The organism is Mesorhizobium sp. WSM4976, from assembly GCF_029625685.1.
GTDB lineage: Bacteria > Pseudomonadota > Alphaproteobacteria > Rhizobiales > Rhizobiaceae > Mesorhizobium.
The window spans coordinates 76,812-95,338 of the sequence record NZ_JARTVT010000009.1; the positions used below are offsets into that span (position 1 = coordinate 76,812).

Below are 18,527 nucleotides of genomic sequence, written 5' to 3' on the forward strand. Positions count from 1 at the left end.
GGCGAGCGATGCGCCCGTCTGAAAACATGCTTCCCCTTGGCCGGTTCATGGTCTAGGCAATCGCCCTGACAGGCGCGCGGCCGCGCGCAGGACTGCCGGGAGAATTTGCGCCATGAGCAAGAAGACCCTGATCGCGCCGTCGGTGCTGGCGTCGGATTTCTCCAAGCTGGGCGATGAGGTCGAGGCAGTCGCGGCGGCGGGCGCCGACTGGATCCATCTCGACGTGATGGATGGCCATTTCGTGCCCAACATCACCTTCGGCCCACCGGTGATCAAGGCGATCCGCAACCGCACCAAGGCCTTCTTCGACTGCCATCTGATGATAGCGCCGGCCGATCCTTATCTGGCGGCCTTCGCCGAAGCCGGCTGCGATGGCATGACAGTGCACGCCGAAGCCGGGCCGCATCTCGACCGCTCTCTGCAGACCATCAAGAGCCTCGGCAAGAAAGCCGGCGTCTCGCTGAACCCGGCGACGCCGGAGACGGCGATCGAGTATGTGCTCGACCGGCTGGACCTGATCCTGATCATGACCGTCAATCCGGGTTTCGGCGGACAGGCCTTCATCCCGGCGATCGTCGAGAAGGTGAAGCGGGTGAAGGCGCTGATCGGCAGCCGGCCGATCCACATCGAGATCGATGGCGGCGTCTCGGCCGAGACGGCGCCACTCGTGACCGCGGCCGGCGCCAATGTGCTGGTGGCGGGCGCCGCTGTCTTCAAGGGCGGCAGCGTCGAAGCCTATCGGGCAAATATCGAAGCAATCAGAGGGGCCGGCGACAAGGCCGCCAGTTAAACCTATGCCCGTCAGACCTCACGCGAGAGTTGCACAATCGCCCCGACGGTTGAGCGACTGTTGAATAGATGAGGCTGTGCAGGAACATCCGCTTTTCCTCCAAATTGTACTTTATCCAATAAATAGACGGTTCGCCCCGCTTTTAAGTCCAATATCATCATCTTCCGCTTGAGGCGTCGTTGCCTCGCTGTATGATACGTTTACGAGAATTGCTTCGCCGAGGGGCCCTGGCGCGCCAGGGGCAAGGAGTTCGATTGACAAGCGGAAACATCGAGCAAAGCGCCGCCAAGGGCGTCAAAAGTACGCTTGCCAGCGCGGTTTACCAGCAACTCCGTGACGATCTGCTTCGCGGAGCTCTGGAAGTCGAGACGAAGTTGCGCGTCGAATGGGTCGTTTCGCGTTATGGCGCTGGCGCTTCACCGGTACGTGAGGCGCTCAACCGCTTGGCCGCCGAGGGGCTGCTCGGCCGCCACGACCAGCGCGGCTTTTTCCTCATGCCGGTCAGCGCCGCGGAATTGGAAGAATTGACGCGGACACGGTGCTGGCTGGAGGAAAGGGCGCTGCGCGAATCCATTGCTCATCGCACGGCCGAATCGGAAGAACAGCTGGTGCTGGCCCTCCACCGCTTGGCCCGCGCGGAGCGCCGCCTGCCGGAAGATCCCTCGACCAACAATCCTGAATGGGAGAAGCTGCACCGGGCTTTCCACCGGGCACTGATCTCGGCATGCAGGTCGCACTGGCTGATCGGCTTTTGCGACCAGCTTTCCGACCAGGCCTCGCGCTACCGGCTGATCTCGCAAGACGCGCCAGGAATTGGGCGCGACGATCTCGGCGAGCACCGCATCATTGCCGAGCGCACACTGGACGGCGATGCCGACGGCGCGGTCGAGGCGCTTCTCAATCACTACCGCCTCACAGCGGCTCTGTGCATGGAAGGCCTCGCCCGGGGCTATGACCCGAGAGCCAGCAAGTCGCGACGCCGTCGCAAATAGCGGATTGGCAAACCACGCGGCTTTTTGCTCCGGCCGCCAAATCTGATATTCGCTCAGGCAAGCGCAACGCATGGGCCATTCGGCTTCAGCGCGGCTGAGAGAGATGCATGACCAATCACCTGTTCGATGCCTTCCGTTCCCGCATGCCGGCGCCCGGCCGGCTGCTGATGGAGACGGATGACGGCCGGTCGATCACCTACGGCGACATGCTGGCAAAGTCGGCGCAGCTGGCGCATGCCCTGGCGCAGGCCGGCGTCGAGCCCGGCGACCGCGTCGCGGTCCAGGTCGAGAAGAGCCCGGAGGCGGCGCTGCTCTATCTCGCTTCGTTGCGCGCCGGCGCGGTCTTCCTTCCGCTCAACACCGCCTACACGCTGCCGGAACTCGACTATTTCTTCCGCGACGCCGAGCCGAGGCTGATTATATGCGATCCGGACCGGCTTGCCGGCGTCGAGCCGCTTGCCGCGTCGATCGGCGCCACGGTGCTCACGCTTGGCCGCGACGGACAAGGGACTTTGGCCAGCCAGGCTTCGCGGCAGGCGACGGAATTCAGCGATGTCGCGCGCGGGCCAGACGACCTCGCCGCCATCCTCTACACCTCCGGCACCACTGGTCGTTCGAAGGGCGCGATGCTCACCCACGAGAATCTTGCGTCCAATGCCCGCGTGCTGGTCGAGCAGTGGCGCTTCGGCGCCGACGATGTGCTGATCCACGCACTGCCGATCTTCCACACGCACGGGCTGTTCGTCGCCACCAACGTCGTCCTGATGGCCGGCGCGAAAATGTTGTTCGAACAGAAATTCGACCCAGCGCGGATTCTGTCGCTTTTGCCGCGCGCGACGGCTTTGATGGGCGTGCCGACCTTCTATGTGCGGCTGTTGCAGCAGGAGGGCCTGACGCGCGAGACAACGAAGACGATCCGGGTCTTCATCTCCGGCTCGGCGCCGCTGCTCGCCGAGACACACAATGCCTGGCGCGAGCGCACCGGCCACGCCATCCTCGAGCGCTACGGCATGACCGAGACCAACATGAACACCTCCAACCCCTATGACGGCGAGCGGCGCGCCGGCACGGTCGGCTTCCCCTTGCCCGGGGTCTCGCTGCGCATCACCGATCCTGAGACGGCCAAGCCGCTGGCCCAGGACGAGATCGGGATGATTGAGGTCAAAGGCCCCAACGTCTTTGCCGGCTATTGGCGCATGCCCGAGAAGACCAAGGCCGAATTCCGCGACGACTGCTTCTTCATCACCGGTGATCTCGGGCTGATCGATGCCGACGGCTATGTGCACATCGTCGGACGCGGCAAGGACCTGATCATATCCGGCGGCTACAACGTCTATCCAAAGGAGATCGAGAGCGAGATCGACATGCTCGACGGCGTCAGCGAAAGCGCGGTGATTGGCGTCGCTCATCCGGATTTCGGCGAAGGCGTGACCGCGGTGGTGGTCCGCAAGCCGGGATCGGCGATCGGCGCCGCCGACATTGCTGGCGCCATCGCCGGCCGGTTGGCGAAATACAAGCACCCGAAGCAGGTGATCTTCGTCGACGAGCTGCCGCGCAACACGATGGGCAAGGTGCAGAAGAACGTGCTGCGCGAGACGTATAAGGATATTTATGCCGGCAAAGCTGGCTAACAATTATCGAGCGGCGAACCTCGGTTATTTAGCCGAGACGGCCATCAGGTGGTCATCCTAGGGCGGAGCAAGGAGCGAAGCGACGCGCGCAGACCCTAGGATCCATGCCGTGACGCTAACGCGCCGCTAACATTGCAGAATTCCGCACCGTTGCACTCTACGTCACAGGTCACGGAATGGATCCTCGGGTCAAGCCCGAGGATGACGACGCGCTAAAGGCTTCGGCCAATCGCGAACGTTTGCGTGGGTTTCCTGTGACGACGGGATCGACAGGCCTACGCGCCAAAAACCTTCTTGCCGCCGATCCAGACGTTCTTCACATCCAGCCCCTCCGACAGCCCAACGATGTCGGCGGCGGTACCGTTGGCGAACCGCCCGAGCCGGTGCGCCTGGCCGATTGCCTCGGCCGGATAGAGCGAGGCCATGCGCAACGCCTCGTCGAGATCGAGCCCGATGCCGCGATGGACGAAGCGGATGGCGGAGATCATGTCGAGGTCGGCGCCCGCCAGCGTGCCGTCGGCGAGCCTGAGGCTGCCGTCCTTGCGGTAGATGGTACGGCCGTTCAGCGTGAACGACGTCATGTCGGTGCCGATCGTCGCCATGGCGTCGGTGACCAGCATGATTTTGCCGGGCCCCTGCTTGCCGCGCAGCGCAAGGACCATCGTCGCCGGATGGACATGGATGCCGTCGGCGATGATGCCTGCATACAAGCCGCCAGTGTCGATCGCCGCGCCCGCCAGGCCCGGTTCGCGGTTGCTGATCTGGCTCATGGCATTGAACAGATGCGTGACCACCGTAGCGCCGGCTTCGGCGTAGGCTCTGGCCGTGGCGTAATTCGTATCGGTATGGCCGAGGCTGACGACAACGCCGGCCTTGGCCAGCGCCGTGACACGGGCCGGTTCGACCGATTCGGGCGCGATCGTGGTGAGCAGCACCGGCAGGTCCTTGCGCGCCGAGATAAGCGCCGCCTGGTCGGCATCGGTCATCGGCCGGATCAGCGCCGGATCGTGCGCGCCTTTGCGGGCCAGGGAAAGATGCGGACCTTCCAGATGCAGGCCGAGGAAGCCCGGCACCTTTGCCCGGTTGGCCTCGGCGCCGGCAGCGACGGCGGCGGCGGTGATCGCCGGCGTGTCGGTGATCAGCGTCACCAGCAGCGCCGTGGTGCCGAATGGCGCATGCGCCCGGCAGATGGTCTCGATCGAGGCGACGTCGGGATGGTCGTTGAGCATGACGCCGCCGCCGCCATTGACCTGAATGTCGACGAAGCCCGGCACCAGCAGGCCGCCTCCAGCCTCGACCGCCGGAACGCCGGACGGAATGGCGCCGGCGGGCAGAATGGCCTCGACCGCGTCTCCCTTTACGACAAGGGCAGCGTTGTCATGCCAGTCGGCGCCGTCAAAAATGCGGGCGCCAGTGAGTGCGAAACGATTGCTCATACGGTTTCCGTCACCTTACGCAGGTTGCGCGGCGTGTCGGGGTCGAGGCCGCGATGACGCGCGAAGGCCTCGACGAAGCCGTAGAAGGACACGATCAGCGGCAGCGGATCGGTCAGCGGATGGCCGGTGGCCACATGCGGCAGAAGCCTCGCGGCCTTGGCCTTGTCGGAGGTGACGAAGGCGGCGGCGCCCTTGGCCGTCAGGCTGTCGGCCGCCTCGGCGACCGAGGGTTCGGACGCATCACGGGCGGCGAGCGCCAGGACCGGAAAACCAGGCCCGACCAGCGCCAGCGGGCCATGCATAACCTCGGCCGCGCTGTAGGCCTCGGCATGCATGGCGCAGGTCTCCTTGAATTTCAGCGCCGCTTCGCTGGCGATCGCGAAGGATGGGCCACGGCCAAGGATGAAGAGCGACTGCGGATCCTCTAGGGCGCCGGCGAGCGCCATCCAGTCGCAGGCGATCGCCTTCTCAAAATGAGCCGGCAGGCCGGCGAGCGCCTTCAGCAACGGCTTGTCATCGGTCGCATGCGCCATGAGCGCCAGGCCGGCGACGGCGGAATTGACGAAGGTCTTGGTGGCCGCGACGGAGCGTTCCGGCCCGGCAAGAATGTCGATGGCGTAATCGGAAGCCCGCGCGAGCGGCGAGTCGGCGGTATTGGTGATGGCCACGGTGAGCGCGCCGCCCGCCCGGGCCGTTTCGGCCATGGCGACGATGTCCGGGCTCTTGCCCGACTGCGAGACTGCCAGGCAGGCGGAGCCGCGGAGTCTCAGCTTGGCGCCGTAGATGGACGCGATGGAGGGCCCGACCGAGGCGACCGCCAGGCCTGCCGTCAGCTCGACCGCATATTTCATGAAGGTCGCGGCATGGTCGGACGAGCCGCGCGCGACGGTGACGACGAACTGCGGATCGCGCTCGCGCAAGCCGCGACCGGCCTCGACCAAAGCCGAAGCCGAGCCGTCGAGAAGGCGGGCGGCGGCTTCAGGGATCTCGTCGATCTCGCGCCGCATATGCGTGGTGTTGGCGCTCATGGCCGGATCTCCTCTCCCGGCCCGGTCAGCCGGAGTTCGGCGACGAAATCATAGGCGTCGCCCCTGTAGACCGAGCGGGTGAACTCGATCACCTTGCCGCTCGCCAGGTATGAAATGCGCTCGATCTGCAAGCCGGCAACCCCCGGGGGCACTTCCAGGAGGCGCGCATCGGCATCGCCGAGATTGGTTGCCGAGATGCGCTGCACGGCGCGGACCGGGCGATTGCCGGTCGTGCCCAGTGCCGCGTAGAGCGAGGAGCCGATCGCTTCGGGATCGGGCAGGACGCTGGCCGAAAGCGCCGCGCGCTCGATCGCCAGCGGCGTCTCGTTGGCGATGCGCAGGCGCGCGACGCGCGCCACCAGTTCGGTCGAGGACAGCCCCAGCACCATCATCTCGTCCGGCGACGGCGCATAGAGGCCACGGTCGAGCCAGACGGAGCGTACGTTCATGCCGCGGCGCGCCATGTCCTCGGTGAAGGAGGTGAGCCGCGACAGCGACTGCTCGACGCGTTCCATGCGCGGAGCGACGAACGTGCCGGAGCCGTGGCGCTGGACGAGGATGCCGCCCTTGACCAGGTCCTGCACCGCCTTGCGCACGGTGACCCGCGAAATATCGGCCTTGCTGGCGATATCGCGCTCGGACGGCAGGGCATCGCCCGGGCCGATCAGGCCGCGATTGACGGCTTCCTCAATGCTGCGCCTGAGCTGCAGATAGAGCGGCGCGCCGCTCTGTGAGGATTCTTTCAACATGGCGAAGATCTGGTCGGCGGCGCTCATCGCGTCGCCCCCGGGCCTTTGGCGAAGAGACGCACGGCCATCTGCACGGCACCGCCCAGCGCATCGTCAAGCGGAGCTTTGAGCAGCGCCTGATAGCGCGCCGACAGCCGCGGCGCGTAAAGCGGCGCCAGCCCGCCGAGCAGACAGAGCGGAGCGTCGTCGGCAAGATCGAGCGCGCCGAGCGAGGCCTCGACGTCAGCCACCGCCTTGGCGAGGATAAAATTGGCGACGAGATCGCCCTTTTCGGCGTGCTCGAAGACCTTCGGCGCGAAGCCACCGAAATCGCCGGGCTTGGCGTTGGTGGTGAATTCGACCACGTCTTCGGGATTGTTGCGAAAGACGGCGAGCATGGCATCGGTCAGCGGCGAGCCCGGACGAATGCCGTCATAGGCAAGCAGCGTCTGCTCCAGCAGGTCGCGGCCGATGCGGGCGCCGCTGCCCTGGTCACCGACCTGGAAACCCCAGCCGCCGATGGCACGCGACTTGCCCTCTTTACGTGCCATATAGGCGGTGCCGGTGCCCAGGATGGCCATGGCGCCGTCACCGGAACCGACCGCGCCCTCGAGCGCGATTTCGGCATCGGTTTCGACACGGCTGAGGCTGAAAGGCAGGATCGCCTCGAGCTGCTGCCGGTAGGTCCCGACATTGGCGCCAGCGAGGCCGAGAATGGCCGGCGTTTGCGGGATCAGCTCCGGATTGGCGCCGGCGGCAAGGAAAGCCTGCCTGGCCGCTTCTACGATGTTGGCGCGCGCGCCGGTGAGATCGGTGCGGATGTTGGCGGCGCCGCTCTTGGCGCGGCCGACGACAGCGCCGTCGACGGTCGCAAGGGCCGCCCTGCAGCTGGTGCCGCCGCCATCGATGCCAAGCACGAATTTCACGCGATTTCTCCTCGGGTTTGGATAATACCAATAAAATACCAATAGCCAAGAGTTAATTTCGGTTCAAAAAAGATTAAGCCATATTTTATTGAAAAATCACGGTAATTTGCCGACAAGGGAATTCCTCTGCCTGAAATTCGTTAATGCGTGTGGACAAGTGGTATTTTTTTGGTATTGTTCGATCAGGTCGGAGGAAAATGGATGGCCGAGACGCGCACGGAAGCGCTCCACCAGAATGCCGAGGGGCTGGATATCCAAGCCCCGGAAGCCATTCTGGCGTTCCTGGCCAACGCCCAGATCGAGGCCGCCAAGGCCGTGCACGGCGCCATTCCGGCGATCGCCGCCGCAGCCGATCTCATCGCGAAGCAGCTGAAAAGCGGCGGCAGGCTCGCCTACGCGGCGGCCGGCAGCTCCGGCCTGATGGCCGTGGCCGACGCGCTGGAACTGCCCGGCACGTTCGGCATTGCACGCGATCGCATCGCCATCCTGATTGCGGGCGGCGACGACGCTTTCCGCACGCTGGCAGGCGGACCGGAGGATGACACCGACGAAGCTTCTGCGGCTGTTGCCGCGGCCGCCATCGGCAAGAGCGACTGCCTGATCGCAATCTCCGCCAGCGGTTCCACACCTTACGCCGTTCGGGCGCTCGAAGACGCGCGCGGCCGCGGCGCGGCGACGATCGCGATCGCCAACAACCGGGGCGCCGCGCTGTTCAAGCAGGCCGACGTCGCCATCCTGCTGGAAACGCCGCCCGAGCTGATCGCCGGCTCGACGCGCATGGGCGCCGGCACCGCGCAGAAGATCGCGCTCAACATGCTGTCGACGCTGACCGCCATTCATCTCGGCCATGTCCATGACGGCTACATGGTCAATCTCACCGCCGACAACATCAAGCTGCGCGACCGCGCCGTGCGCATGGTCGCGGCCATCAGCGGCAAGAGCCGCGACGACGCCGCCCGCCTGCTCGAGGAGAGCGGCGGCGTGGTCAAGACCGCCATTCTGCTCGCCGCGGGCGCCGCCAGCGCCGACGCGGCCGAGAAGATACTGGAAGGAACCGGCCAGAAGCTTCGGCCGGCGCTTTCCGAGATCGAGGGGAGCAAGGGGCGCTGAGCCCCTGTTCTCATCAAAACCGAACCTGAAAAAGGTCAACAGGGAGACTGAAGATGAAGACCAAACTACTGACGGCCCTTCTGCTCGGCACCAGCATCCTCGGCACCACCGGGATGGCTCTGGCCGAGGACGTGACCCTCAACATCGAAAGCTGGCGCGGCGACGACCTGACCATCTGGAAGGACAAGCTGATCCCGGCCTTCGAAGCAAAGAACCCCGGTATCAAGGTGGTGTTCGCGCCTTCGGCCCCGACCGAGTATGACGCGGCGCTGGGCGCCAAGCTCGCCGCCGGCTCGGCCGGCGACCTGATCACCTGCCGCCCCTTCGACAAGTCGCTCGAGCTGTTCAAGAAGGGCAACCTCGCCGACATCTCCTCGCTGCCCGGCATGGACAACTTCTCGCCGGTCGCCAAGGCCGCCTGGCAGACCGACGACGGCAAGTCGAGCTTTTGTGTGCCGATGGCTTCGGTCATCCACGGCTTCATCTACAACAAGGACGCCTTCGAGAAGCTCGGCCTCAAGGTGCCGACGACGCGCGACGAGTTCTTCGCCGTGCTCGACAAGATCAAGGCCGACGGCACCTACATTCCGATGGCGATGGGCACGAAGGACCTCTGGGAAGCCGCGACCATGGGCTACCAGAATATCGGCCCGAACTACTGGAAGGGCGAGGAAGGCCGCCAGGCGCTGATCAAGGGCGAGCAGAAGCTGACCGATCCGCAGTGGGTCGAGCCCTACAAGGAACTGGCCAAGTGGAAGCCCTATCTCGGCGACGGCTTCGAGGCGCAGACCTATCCGGACAGCCAGAACCTGTTCACGCTCGGCCGCGCCGCGATCTACCCGGCCGGCTCGTGGGAGATCGGCCTGTTCAACACCCAGGCACAGTTCAAGATGGGCGCGTTCCCGCCGCCGGTGCAGAAGGCCGGCGACACCTGCTACATCTCCGACCATACCGATATCGGCATGGGCCTGAACGCGGCATCGAAGCATCCGGAACAGGCCAAGAAGTTCCTCTCATGGGTGGCTTCGCCGGACTTCGCCACCATCTATGCCAACGCGCTGCCGGGCTTCTTCAGCCTGAACTCGACGCCGGTGAAGATGGAAGACCCGCTGGCGCAGGAATTCGTCTCCTGGCGCGGCAAATGCAAGTCGACGATCCGCTCGACCTACCAGATCCTGTCGCGCGGCACGCCGAACCTCGAAAACGAGACCTGGGTTGAATCGGCCAATGTGATCAACGGTACCGACACCCCGGAAGCCGCGGCCAAGAAGCTGCAGGACGGTCTCGACAGCTGGTACAAGCCGGCGAAGTAAGAGAATCGAAGAGCGATGCCGGCCGGGCGCGTGCCCGGCCGGCATTCAGACGCATCCAGATGGCGATTGTCGGCGCAGCCTCCCGGTCTTACCCTCGATCCCGAGGGAAAGACGGAGCCGATCTGTCGCTGGCCTTGTCCTTCCCCTGAGGGGACAGCCAGGCCATGCATCGAGGCATCAGCTAGCATCACCGAACTGGAACCCAGAGACGGCGGGGAACCGAACTCATGGATACCGAAACCATGGCTGCAGAAACGCGAGCGAAAAGACCGATCCGCTGGCATGTCGGCGTCTTCCTGGCGCCGGCGGTGCTGGTCTACACCGCCTTCATGATCCTGCCGCTGTTCGGCACGCTGCAGCTCTCGCTGTTCCGCAACATCGAACAGTCCCAGGTCTTTGTCGGACTCGGTAATTTCCGCACGCTGTTCGGCGACCCGAACTGGTCGGTGAATTTCTGGAATGCGCTGAGGAACAATGTCTGGTTCTTCATCATCCACATGCTGGTGCAGAACCCGATCGGCATCCTTCTGGCGGCGCTGCTTTCCAGCCCCAGGTTGCGGTTCACCGCCTTCTACCGCACAGCGATCTTCGTGCCGACGATCCTGTCCTTCGTCATCGTCGGCTTCGCCTGGAAACTGATCCTGTCGCCGATCTGGGGCGTGGCGCCGCATCTGATGGATTTCGTCGGCTTGAAGAGCTTCTTCACGCCATGGCTCGGCAAGGAGCAATATGCGCTGACCGCGCTCAGCCTGGTGTCGGTGTGGCAGTTCGTCGGCATCCCGATGATGCTGATCTACGCGGCGCTGCTGTCGATCCCCGACGAGGTGATCGAGGCGGCCGAATGCGACGGCGTCACCGGCATGGCGCAGTTCTGGAAGATCAAGCTACCGCTGATCCTGCCTTCGATCGGCATCATCTCGATCCTGACCTTCGTCGGCAATTTCAACGCCTTCGACCTGATATACACGGCGCAGGGCGCGCTCGCCGGGCCGAACTATTCGACCGACATCCTCGGCACTTTCCTCTACCGCGCCTTCTTCGGCTTTCAGCTGCAGGTCGGCGATCCCAATATGGGCGCGGCGATCGCCACCATCATGTTCCTGATCATCCTCGCCGGCGTCTGCGTCTACCTGTTCCTCGTGCAGACGCGCCTGCGTCGCTACCAGTTCTGAGGCGCGCCATGAGCACAGCTACCCGTTCGCTTTCCCGCACCATCGGCGCGCACGCCATCCTTATCACCTACACGATGATCGCGCTGTTCCCGGTCGTCCTGGTGGTGATGAATTCGTTCAAGTCGCGCGCAGGCATCTTCGGGGCGCCACTGACGCCGCCGACGCCGAAGACCTTCGACCTGATCGGCTACACCACCGTGTTCGGCCAGGGCGATTTCGTCCACTATTTCCAGAACAGCCTCGTCGTCACCGTGCTCTCGCTGTTCTTCGTTCTTTTGTTCGGCGCGATGGCCGCCTTCGCGCTGTCGGAATACCGCTTCCGCGGCAATACGCTGATGGGGCTCTACCTGGCGCTCGGCATCATGATCCCGATCCGCCTCGGCACGGTGGCCATCCTGCAACTGATGGTGGCGACGGGGCTGGTCAACACGCTCGCGGCGCTGATCCTGGTCTACACCGCGCAAGGCCTGCCGCTGGCGATCTTCATCCTGTCGGAATTCATGAAGCAGGTGTCCGACGATTTGAAGAATGCGGGACGCATAGACGGGCTGTCGGAATACACGATCTTCTTCCGGCTCGTGCTGCCGCTGGTGCGGCCGGCCATGGCGACGGTCGCCGTCTTCACCATGATCCCTATCTGGAACGATCTGTGGTTCCCGCTGATCCTGGCGCCGTCAGAAGAGACCAAGACGGTGACGCTCGGCGCGCAGCTCTTCCTCGGCCAGTTCGTCACTAACTGGAACGCGATCCTGGCGGCGCTGTCGCTGGCGATCCTGCCAGTGCTGATCCTCTATGTCATCTTCTCGCGGCAGCTGATCCGCGGCATCACCTCGGGAGCCGTCAAGTGAGTTCGCAAAAACCCCTTCGCGTCGTCGTCGCCGGGCTCGGCAATATGGGCCGCAGCCATGCGCTGGCGTATCACACCAATCCGGGCTTCGAGATAGCCGCGCTCGTCAACCGTTCCGACGTGCCGCTACCGGAGGGGCTCGGCGGCTACGGCATACGGCGCTCGTTCGAGGACGTGTTGCGCGACGAGAAGCCGGATGTGGCTGCGATCGCCACCTATTCCGACAGCCACGCCGACTATGCGGTCAGGGCCTTCGAGGCCGGCTGCCATGTCTTCGTCGAAAAGCCGCTGGCGACGACGGTTGCCGACGCGCAGCGCGTCGTCGACGCCGCCAAGGCCAACGGCAGGAAGCTGGTGATCGGCTATATCCTGCGCCACCATCCGTCCTGGATCCGGCTGATCGCCGAGGCGCGCAAGCTCGGCGGCCCATATGTCTTTCGCATGAACCTCAACCAGCAGTCTTCCGGCCACACCTGGGAGACGCACAAGCAACTGATGCAGACGACCTCGCCGATCGTCGACTGCGGCGTGCATTATCTCGACGTGATGCTGCAGATCACCGATGCGAAGCCCGTAGAGGTGCGCGGCATGGGCGTGCGGCTCAGCGACGAGGTGGCGCCGTCGATGTACAATTATGGGCACCTGCAGGTGCTGTTCGAGGACGGCTCGGTCGGCTGGTACGAAGCCGGCTGGGGACCGATGATCTCGGAGACAGCTTTCTTCGTGAAGGACGTGATGTCGCCCAAGGGCTGCGTGTCGATCGTCATGAAGGAAGGTGTGAAGTCCGACGATATCGACACCCACACCAAGACCTCGACCATCCGGCTGCACAGCGCGGCGACGGGTCCGGACGGCAGCTTCGCCAAGGAAGACCAACTGCTGTCGATGGAGGGCGAGCCGGGCCACCAGGAGCTGTGCGACCTGGAGCAGGCCTTCCTGCTCAAGGCCATCCGCGAAGACATCGACCTCACCCGCCACATGGACGATGCCGTGAAGTCGCTCGCCGTCTGCCTTGCAGCCGATGAGAGCGTGCGCAGCGGCAACGTCGTCAAACTCTAGAACAGGAAGAAGCCGTGGGCTCGCTGAAGATCGAGAATGTGAAGAAGGCTTTCGGGCCGGTCGAGGTGCTGAAGGGCATCGACCTTCAGGTCAATGACGGCGAGTTCGTCGTCTTCGTCGGCCCGTCCGGCTGCGGAAAATCGACGCTGCTGCGCGTGATCGCCGGGCTGGAGGATTCGACCTCGGGCCGTGTGCTGATCGATGGCGCGGACGTTTCGGTCACGCCGCCGGCCAAACGCGGAATAGCCATGGTATTCCAGACCTATGCGCTCTATCCGCATCTGACGGTGAAGAACAACATGGCGCTGGGCCTCAAGCAGGCCAGCACACCGACGGCCGAGATCGAGCGCCGCATCAAGATCGCGTCCGCCATGCTGTCGCTCGAGCCCTATCTCGAACGCCGGCCGGCGGAGCTGTCGGGCGGCCAGCGACAGCGCGTTGCCATCGGCCGCGCCGTGGTGCGCGAGCCGAAGCTTTTTCTCTTTGACGAACCGCTGTCGAACCTGGACGCGGCGCTGCGCGTCAACACCCGCCTGGAGATCGCGCAACTACACCGGCGGCTGAAGGCGACGATGGTCTACGTCACCCACGACCAGGTCGAGGCTATGACGCTGGCCGACAAGATCGTGGTGCTCAACGCCGGCCGGATCGAGCAGATCGGCAGCCCGATGGAGCTCTACAATGCGCCGGCCAACGAATTCGTCGCCGGCTTCATCGGCTCGCCGAAGATGAATTTCATCGACGGCGCGCGGCTCGGCGAGACGGCGAAGACCGTCGGGGTGCGGCCGGAGCATCTGACGGTGGATGCCAATTCCGGTGCCTGGAAAGGCACGGTGGTACATGCCGAGCATCTCGGCGCCGACACCAACGTCTATCTCGACTGCGAGAAGGCCGGGCTGATCACCGTGCGCATTTTTGGCGTCTACAATGCCGAGCCGGGGGCAACGCTCTACGTGACCCCGGATGCGGCGAAGACGTACCGGTTTGGAGCGGATGGGAAGGTGCTGAGGTAGATTGGCGCGACCTTCCCTTCTCCCGCCAGGGGAGGTCGGCGCTTACTCGTCCGCCTTGAACGTCTGCTTCTGCTGACCCATGCCTTCGATGCCGAGCTCGACGACGTCGCCGGCCTTCAGGAACACCGGCGGCTTCATGCCCAGCCCGACGCCGGGCGGGGTGCCGGTGGAGATGATGTCGCCGGGATGCAGCGACATGAACTGGCTGAGGTAAGAGACCAGATACTTCACGCCAAAGACCATGGTCTTGGTCGAGCCGTTCTGCATGGTCTTGCCGTTGACGGTCAGCCACATCTTCAGGTTCTGCGGATCGGCGACCTCGTCCTTGGTCACCAGCCATGGGCCGATCGGTCCGAACGTGTCGCAGGACTTGCCCTTGGTCCACTGACCCTGGCGTTCGGCCTGGAAGGCGCGTTCGGACACATCGTGCGAGACGCAGTAGCCGGCAACATAATCCAGCGCGTCATCCTCTGAGACATACTTCGCCGTCTTGCCGATCACCACGCCAAGCTCGACTTCCCAGTCGGTCTTGACCGAGCCGCGCGGGATCAGAACGTCGTCATCCGGCCCGACGATGGCCGAGCTTGCCTTCATGAAGATGATCGGTTCCGGCGGCACGGTGGCGCCGGTCTCGGCGGCATGGTCGGAATAGTTGAGGCCGATGCAGATGAACTTGCCGGTGCCGGCGACGCAGGCGCCCAGGCGCGGCTTGCCGGAGACCACCGGCAGCGTCTTGGGATCGAGCTTGGAGAGCATCTCCAGCGAGGCCGGATGAAGCGCCGTGCCGGCAATATCAGCGACATGAGCGGAAAGGTCGCGGATATTCTCATCCGCATCGAGCAGGCCGGGCTTTTCACTGCCAGCTTCGCCATAGCGCAACAACTTCATCTCAACTTTCTCCACCTTGCGGCCAGCGGCCGTTTTCATAAATTCCCGTCAAAGCCAGCGGACCCTAGTCGCCGACCACACCGGCGGCAAGCGAGCCCGCTGCGATGCCGACCAAATCGTCGAGATTTTCAGACGTTTCGATCCGACCAACCCGCCGACTTCGGAGCCTTTCGTCAGATCGACCAGCCGCCGTCGATGTTGTAGGCCTGACCCGACGTGTAGGTGGCGCCGGCAAGATAAACGGCGAGATCGGCGATCTCCTCAGGCGTACCCAGCCGGCCCATCGGCTGGCGGGCGATGAAAGCGGCGCGGGCAGCCTCATAGTCACCCTGCGCATGCATGCGGTCCTGCAGCGACGGGCTTTCGACCGTGCCCGGGCAGATGGCGTTGCAGCGGATACCCTTGGCGACATAATCGGCGGCAACCGCCTTGGTCAGGCCGACCGCGGCCGCCTTGGTCAGCCCGTAGACGAAGCGGTTCGGCACGCCCTTCTGCGAGCTTGCCAGCGAGGCCATGTTGATGATCGAGCCGTCTCCGCGCTCCAGCATGCCTGGCAGCACGGCGCGGATGGTGCGGATCATCGAGCGGACGTTGAGGTTGATCGCGAAGTCGAGATCCTCGTCCTTCATCTCCAGAATGGAGCCGCCATGGACGAAACCGGCGCAGTTGAACAGGACGTCGACCCGGCCGATCTCGGCGAAGGCGGAGGCGACGGCCGCGTCGTTCAGCACATCGAGCTTGCGGGTCTGGATGCCGGGCGTCTTACCCAGTTCGGCCAGCAGCGGCTCGTTGATATCGGTGGCGTGAACGCTCGCGCCCGCCTTGGCGAAAGCCAGCGCGCTCGCCCGGCCGATGCCTTGCGCCGCCGCAGTGACGACAACCACCTTACCCGCCAGATCCGCCATGTATTCCTCCTCGCCCGCCTGGAGCGTTTCGCCTCTAACGATGGCCGGCCCCGGCGTCGTGTGCCAGACAGCCGGCATCGTGCGGTCAGACTGCCGCTTCACAGATAAAGATGTTTTTTCTCGTTAAAGAACACGCGCACGAGCGTCAAGCCCGAACGCCATCACCTTCGCGACAGCGGCCGAAATGACTCCGCGCGGCGCGCCTCAGGCGGGATGCCTCAGTCGCCGTAGGGCACCCAGACGTTCTTGACCTCGATGGCGCGGCGCAGGAAGGGCTCCCCGGCCGCTTCGCTCGACGCCCAGTCGAGCGTGCGGCCGTTGCCGGTCCAGAGGCGCTTGAGGTTGCCGATGGAATCGGCCTCCGCCTTGGCGCAGGTGTCGGCATCGGCGAACAGCCAGAGTCCGTCGACATCGTCATGCTTGGCCAGAACGCCGGCAAGCTCGGCGCTGCGGCCGGTGACGATGTTGATGGCGCCGGCAGGCAAGTCGGAATATTCGATCACCTGATAGAGGTCGGTAGCCAAAAGCGGATGCCGCTCCGACGGAACCGCGACCACCGTGTTGCCCATGGCGAGCGCCGGCGCGACCAGCGAGATGAAGTTGAGCAGCGGCTGGTTGTCCGGCGCGACGATGCCGACGACGCCGACGGGCTCATGCAGCGCCAATGTCACGACACGGGCCGGCGGCTGATGGACACGGCCCTCGAACTTGTCGGCGAGGCCAGCATAGAGGAACAGCCGCTCGATCGACTGGTCGACCTCCTCGCGCGCCGCCTTAGCCGTAACGCCCGTCAGCTGAACAAGGCGCGCGGCGAACTCGTCGGCGCGGCCGGACAAGTTCTCGGCGAAATAATAGAGAACCTGGCTGCGGTTATAGGCGGTCGCGTCCGGCCAGGCCTTGCAGGCGCGGGCTGCGGCCACGGCATCGCGGATATCCTTGCGGTTGCCGAGACCGACTTCACCGGCAAACTTGCCCTTGGCGGTGGCGACAGCCAGAGAATAGTTGCCGTCCGGCCGCGCCTGCTTGCCGCCGATGAACAGTTTTGCGGTACGGTCGATGGCTGTGCCGTCGGCCTGCTCGACCGGCAGGGCGGAACCGGGGGCCGACGGCTTGATGGCCGGCCCGGCGTGCAGCTTCGCCGCCAGATATTCGAACATGCCCTCGCGGCCGCCCTCACGGCCGAAGCCGCTTTCGCGATAGCCGCCGAAGCCGCAAGCGGCGTCGAACATGTTGGTGCCGTTGACCCACACCACGCCGGCCTTCAATTGCGGCGCGACATGCAGCGCCAGATTGACGTTCTCGCTCCACACGGAAGCGGCAAGGCCGTAGCGCGTGTTGTTGGCAAGCTCGATCGCTTCCTCGATGTTGCGGAAGGTCATGGTCGCCAGCACCGGGCCGAACACCTCTTCCTGCGCGAGAATGTTAGCCGGCGAAACAGACGTCGCCAGCGTCGGCAGGTGATAGTAGCCGGAGGACGGCAAGGTAGCGTCGGGCTGCCAGCAGACGGCGCCTTGCTTGGCGCCCTCGGCGATCAGGCCCTTGACACGGTCGAGCTGGGTTCGGTCGACCAGCGGGCCGATATCGGTGTTCTTGTCGAGCGGGTTGCCGACGCGCAGCCGGCTCATCCTGACCTTGACCTTGGCGATGAAGGCCTCGGCGATGCCCTCCTGCACAAGGAGGCGCGAGCCGGCGCAGCAGACCTGGCCCTGGTTGAACCAGATGCCGTCGACCAGCCCCTCGACGGCGCTGTCGAGATCGGCATCCTCGAAAACGACAAAGGCCGACTTGCCGCCAAGCTCCAGCGACAGTTTTTTCCCGGACCCGGCCGTCGCCTTGCGGATGATCTTGCCGACTTCCGAAGAGCCGGTGAAGGCGATCTTCTGCACGCCGGGATGATTGACGATGGCTGCGCCCGCCTCAGGCCCGCCCTGGACGATGTTGACGACGCCTTTCGGCACGCCGGCCCGCTCGCAGATCTCTACGAACAGAATGGCGGTGAGCGGCGTGAACTCGGCAGGCTTCAGCACCACGGTGCAGCCGGCGGCCAGCGCCGGCGCGATCTTCCAGGCCAGCATCAGAAGCGGGAAGTTCCACGGGATGACCTGGCCCACGACGCCGACCGGCTTGTGGTCGGGAAAATCCTTCTCCAGCGTCTGAGCCCACCCGGCATGATGGATGAAATGGCGGATCGCCAGCGGCACGTCGATGTCGCGGCTCTCGCGAATCGGCTTGCCATTGTCGATCGATTCCAGCACGGCAAACAGGCGCTGATGGCGCTGCATGGCGCGGCCGATGGCGTAGAGGATTTTTGCGCGGGCGTAACCTGGGCTGGCGCTCCATTTGGGCAGCGCCTTGGCGGCCGCCGTGACCGCGGCATCGATATCGGCGGCGCCGGCATCCGATATCCTGGCCAGCAGCTTGCCGGAGGACGGCTCGCTGGTCTCGAAGGTCTTGCCGCCGGCCGCCGCTTTCCAGGCGCCGTCGATGAACAGAGCCTTGGAGAAATCGCGCCCGGCGAGCCAGGCATCGGCCTCATTGCGGGCTTCCGGTGCCGGGCCGTATTCCATAGCGTGATAGCGTTCGAGGATGTTCATGGGGCGCTCCTTCGGGAGGAGATTTCAGGACAAGTAGGTGCTCTACGGCGCCCCCCTCTGTCCTGCCGGACATCTCCCCCACTTGTGGGGAGATT

The 18,527-nt window shown here is 64.7% G+C and carries 16 protein-coding genes; 9 read left to right on the forward strand and 7 right to left on the reverse strand.

The window, feature by feature from the left end; translation table 11 throughout:
- The first annotated feature begins 112 nt into the window (after positions 1–112).
- From rpe to P9272_RS12820, 3 genes are all read left to right on the forward strand, one after another.
- Entirely contained in the window at positions 113–790 is a 678-nt protein-coding gene (gene rpe, locus P9272_RS12810) for a ribulose-phosphate 3-epimerase (protein WP_278160827.1), read from the forward strand.
- Between the two features lie 254 nt (positions 791–1,044).
- Complete coding sequence (locus tag P9272_RS12815) at positions 1,045–1,782, forward strand: GntR family transcriptional regulator (RefSeq protein ID WP_278160828.1); 738 nt, start codon at positions 1,045–1,047, stop codon at positions 1,780–1,782.
- 107 nt (positions 1,783–1,889) lie between these two features.
- The gene (locus tag P9272_RS12820) at positions 1,890–3,413 is read left to right on the forward strand and encodes a malonyl-CoA synthase (RefSeq protein ID WP_128259895.1); all 1,524 of its coding nucleotides are present in this window, start codon (positions 1,890–1,892) and stop codon (positions 3,411–3,413) included.
- A 275-nt stretch (positions 3,414–3,688) separates the two neighbouring features.
- Here the strand turns inward: P9272_RS12820 and nagA are convergent, their stop codons facing one another.
- The 4 genes from nagA to P9272_RS12840 are packed head-to-tail and all read right to left on the reverse strand — an operon-like array spanning position 3,689 to position 7,531.
- On the reverse strand, positions 3,689–4,849 hold the full coding sequence (nagA, locus tag P9272_RS12825) for an N-acetylglucosamine-6-phosphate deacetylase (RefSeq protein WP_278160829.1): 1,161 nt from the start codon (positions 4,847–4,849) through the stop codon (positions 3,689–3,691).
- Complete coding sequence (locus tag P9272_RS12830) at positions 4,846–5,877, reverse strand: SIS domain-containing protein (protein WP_278160830.1); 1,032 nt, start codon at positions 5,875–5,877, stop codon at positions 4,846–4,848. The genes nagA and P9272_RS12830 overlap by 4 nt, the downstream gene beginning before the upstream one ends.
- Positions 5,874–6,653 carry a GntR family transcriptional regulator gene (locus tag P9272_RS12835; RefSeq protein ID WP_278160831.1) on the reverse strand — a complete coding sequence of 260 codons (780 nt, stop codon included), beginning with the start codon at positions 6,651–6,653 and terminating at the stop codon, positions 5,874–5,876. The genes P9272_RS12830 and P9272_RS12835 overlap by 4 nt, the downstream gene beginning before the upstream one ends.
- Complete coding sequence (locus P9272_RS12840; protein ID WP_278160832.1) at positions 6,650–7,531, reverse strand: N-acetylglucosamine kinase; 882 nt, start codon at positions 7,529–7,531, stop codon at positions 6,650–6,652. Before P9272_RS12840 ends, P9272_RS12835 begins: the two co-directional genes overlap by 4 nt.
- A 201-nt stretch (positions 7,532–7,732) precedes the next feature.
- Between P9272_RS12840 and P9272_RS12845 the strand changes: the two genes are divergently transcribed.
- The 6 genes from P9272_RS12845 to P9272_RS12870 all read left to right on the forward strand — a co-directional run bounded on the left by P9272_RS12845 (position 7,733) and on the right by P9272_RS12870 (position 14,045).
- The gene (locus tag P9272_RS12845) at positions 7,733–8,641 is read left to right on the forward strand and encodes an N-acetylmuramic acid 6-phosphate etherase (RefSeq protein WP_278160833.1); all 909 of its coding nucleotides are present in this window, start codon (positions 7,733–7,735) and stop codon (positions 8,639–8,641) included.
- A gap of 53 nt (positions 8,642–8,694) precedes the next feature.
- The gene (locus P9272_RS12850; protein ID WP_278160834.1) at positions 8,695–9,954 is read left to right on the forward strand and encodes an ABC transporter substrate-binding protein; all 1,260 of its coding nucleotides are present in this window, start codon (positions 8,695–8,697) and stop codon (positions 9,952–9,954) included.
- Between the two features lie 242 nt (positions 9,955–10,196).
- A complete protein-coding gene (locus P9272_RS12855) occupies positions 10,197–11,126 on the forward strand; it encodes a sugar ABC transporter permease (protein ID WP_128259962.1) in 930 nt (309 codons plus the stop codon).
- A gap of 8 nt (positions 11,127–11,134) precedes the next feature.
- The gene (locus P9272_RS12860) at positions 11,135–11,974 is read left to right on the forward strand and encodes a carbohydrate ABC transporter permease (RefSeq protein ID WP_278160835.1); all 840 of its coding nucleotides are present in this window, start codon (positions 11,135–11,137) and stop codon (positions 11,972–11,974) included.
- On the forward strand, positions 11,971–13,032 hold the full coding sequence (locus tag P9272_RS12865) for a Gfo/Idh/MocA family oxidoreductase (protein ID WP_128259887.1): 1,062 nt from the start codon (positions 11,971–11,973) through the stop codon (positions 13,030–13,032). The genes P9272_RS12860 and P9272_RS12865 overlap by 4 nt, the downstream gene beginning before the upstream one ends.
- Positions 13,033–13,046: 14 nt before the next feature.
- Positions 13,047–14,045 (forward strand): ABC transporter ATP-binding protein, encoded by a 999-nt coding sequence (locus P9272_RS12870; protein WP_278160836.1) that lies wholly within the window; start codon positions 13,047–13,049, stop codon positions 14,043–14,045.
- Positions 14,046–14,087: 42 nt separating this feature from the next.
- On the opposite strand, the gene P9272_RS12875 is transcribed toward P9272_RS12870, so the two are convergent.
- The 3 genes from P9272_RS12875 to P9272_RS12885 form a co-directional block, all read right to left on the reverse strand.
- Positions 14,088–14,933, reverse strand: coding sequence for a fumarylacetoacetate hydrolase family protein (locus tag P9272_RS12875; RefSeq protein ID WP_278160837.1), 846 nt, complete (start codon positions 14,931–14,933; stop codon positions 14,088–14,090).
- A 173-nt stretch (positions 14,934–15,106) separates the two neighbouring features.
- Positions 15,107–15,838 (reverse strand): SDR family oxidoreductase, encoded by a 732-nt coding sequence (locus P9272_RS12880; protein WP_278160838.1) that lies wholly within the window; start codon positions 15,836–15,838, stop codon positions 15,107–15,109.
- Between the two features lie 218 nt (positions 15,839–16,056).
- Positions 16,057–18,432: an aldehyde dehydrogenase family protein gene (locus P9272_RS12885; RefSeq protein ID WP_278160839.1), complete on the reverse strand. Its 2,376-nt coding sequence runs from the start codon at positions 18,430–18,432 to the stop codon at positions 16,057–16,059.
- Positions 18,433–18,527: the final 95 nt, after the last annotated feature.

What these genes read in the sequence shown, in the direction of transcription:
- P9272_RS12885 (WP_278160839.1), bottom strand. Translation starts at nt 18,432, where the DNA reads ATGAACATCCTCGAACGCTATCACGCTATGGAATACGGCCCGGCACCG.
- nagA (WP_278160829.1), bottom strand. Translation starts at nt 4,849, where the DNA reads ATGAGCAATCGTTTCGCACTCACTGGCGCCCGCATTTTTGACGGCGCC.
- P9272_RS12820 (WP_128259895.1), top strand. Translation starts at nt 1,890, where the DNA reads ATGACCAATCACCTGTTCGATGCCTTCCGTTCCCGCATGCCGGCGCCC.
- P9272_RS12875 (WP_278160837.1), bottom strand. Translation starts at nt 14,933, where the DNA reads ATGAAGTTGTTGCGCTATGGCGAAGCTGGCAGTGAAAAGCCCGGCCTG.
- P9272_RS12880 (WP_278160838.1), bottom strand. Translation starts at nt 15,838, where the DNA reads ATGGCGGATCTGGCGGGTAAGGTGGTTGTCGTCACTGCGGCGGCGCAA.
- P9272_RS12845 (WP_278160833.1), top strand. Translation starts at nt 7,733, where the DNA reads ATGGCCGAGACGCGCACGGAAGCGCTCCACCAGAATGCCGAGGGGCTG.
- P9272_RS12850 (WP_278160834.1), top strand. Translation starts at nt 8,695, where the DNA reads ATGAAGACCAAACTACTGACGGCCCTTCTGCTCGGCACCAGCATCCTC.
- P9272_RS12860 (WP_278160835.1), top strand. Translation starts at nt 11,135, where the DNA reads ATGAGCACAGCTACCCGTTCGCTTTCCCGCACCATCGGCGCGCACGCC.
- P9272_RS12855 (WP_128259962.1), top strand. Translation starts at nt 10,197, where the DNA reads ATGGCTGCAGAAACGCGAGCGAAAAGACCGATCCGCTGGCATGTCGGC.
- rpe (WP_278160827.1), top strand. Translation starts at nt 113, where the DNA reads ATGAGCAAGAAGACCCTGATCGCGCCGTCGGTGCTGGCGTCGGATTTC.
- P9272_RS12830 (WP_278160830.1), bottom strand. Translation starts at nt 5,877, where the DNA reads ATGAGCGCCAACACCACGCATATGCGGCGCGAGATCGACGAGATCCCT.
- P9272_RS12835 (WP_278160831.1), bottom strand. Translation starts at nt 6,653, where the DNA reads ATGAGCGCCGCCGACCAGATCTTCGCCATGTTGAAAGAATCCTCACAG.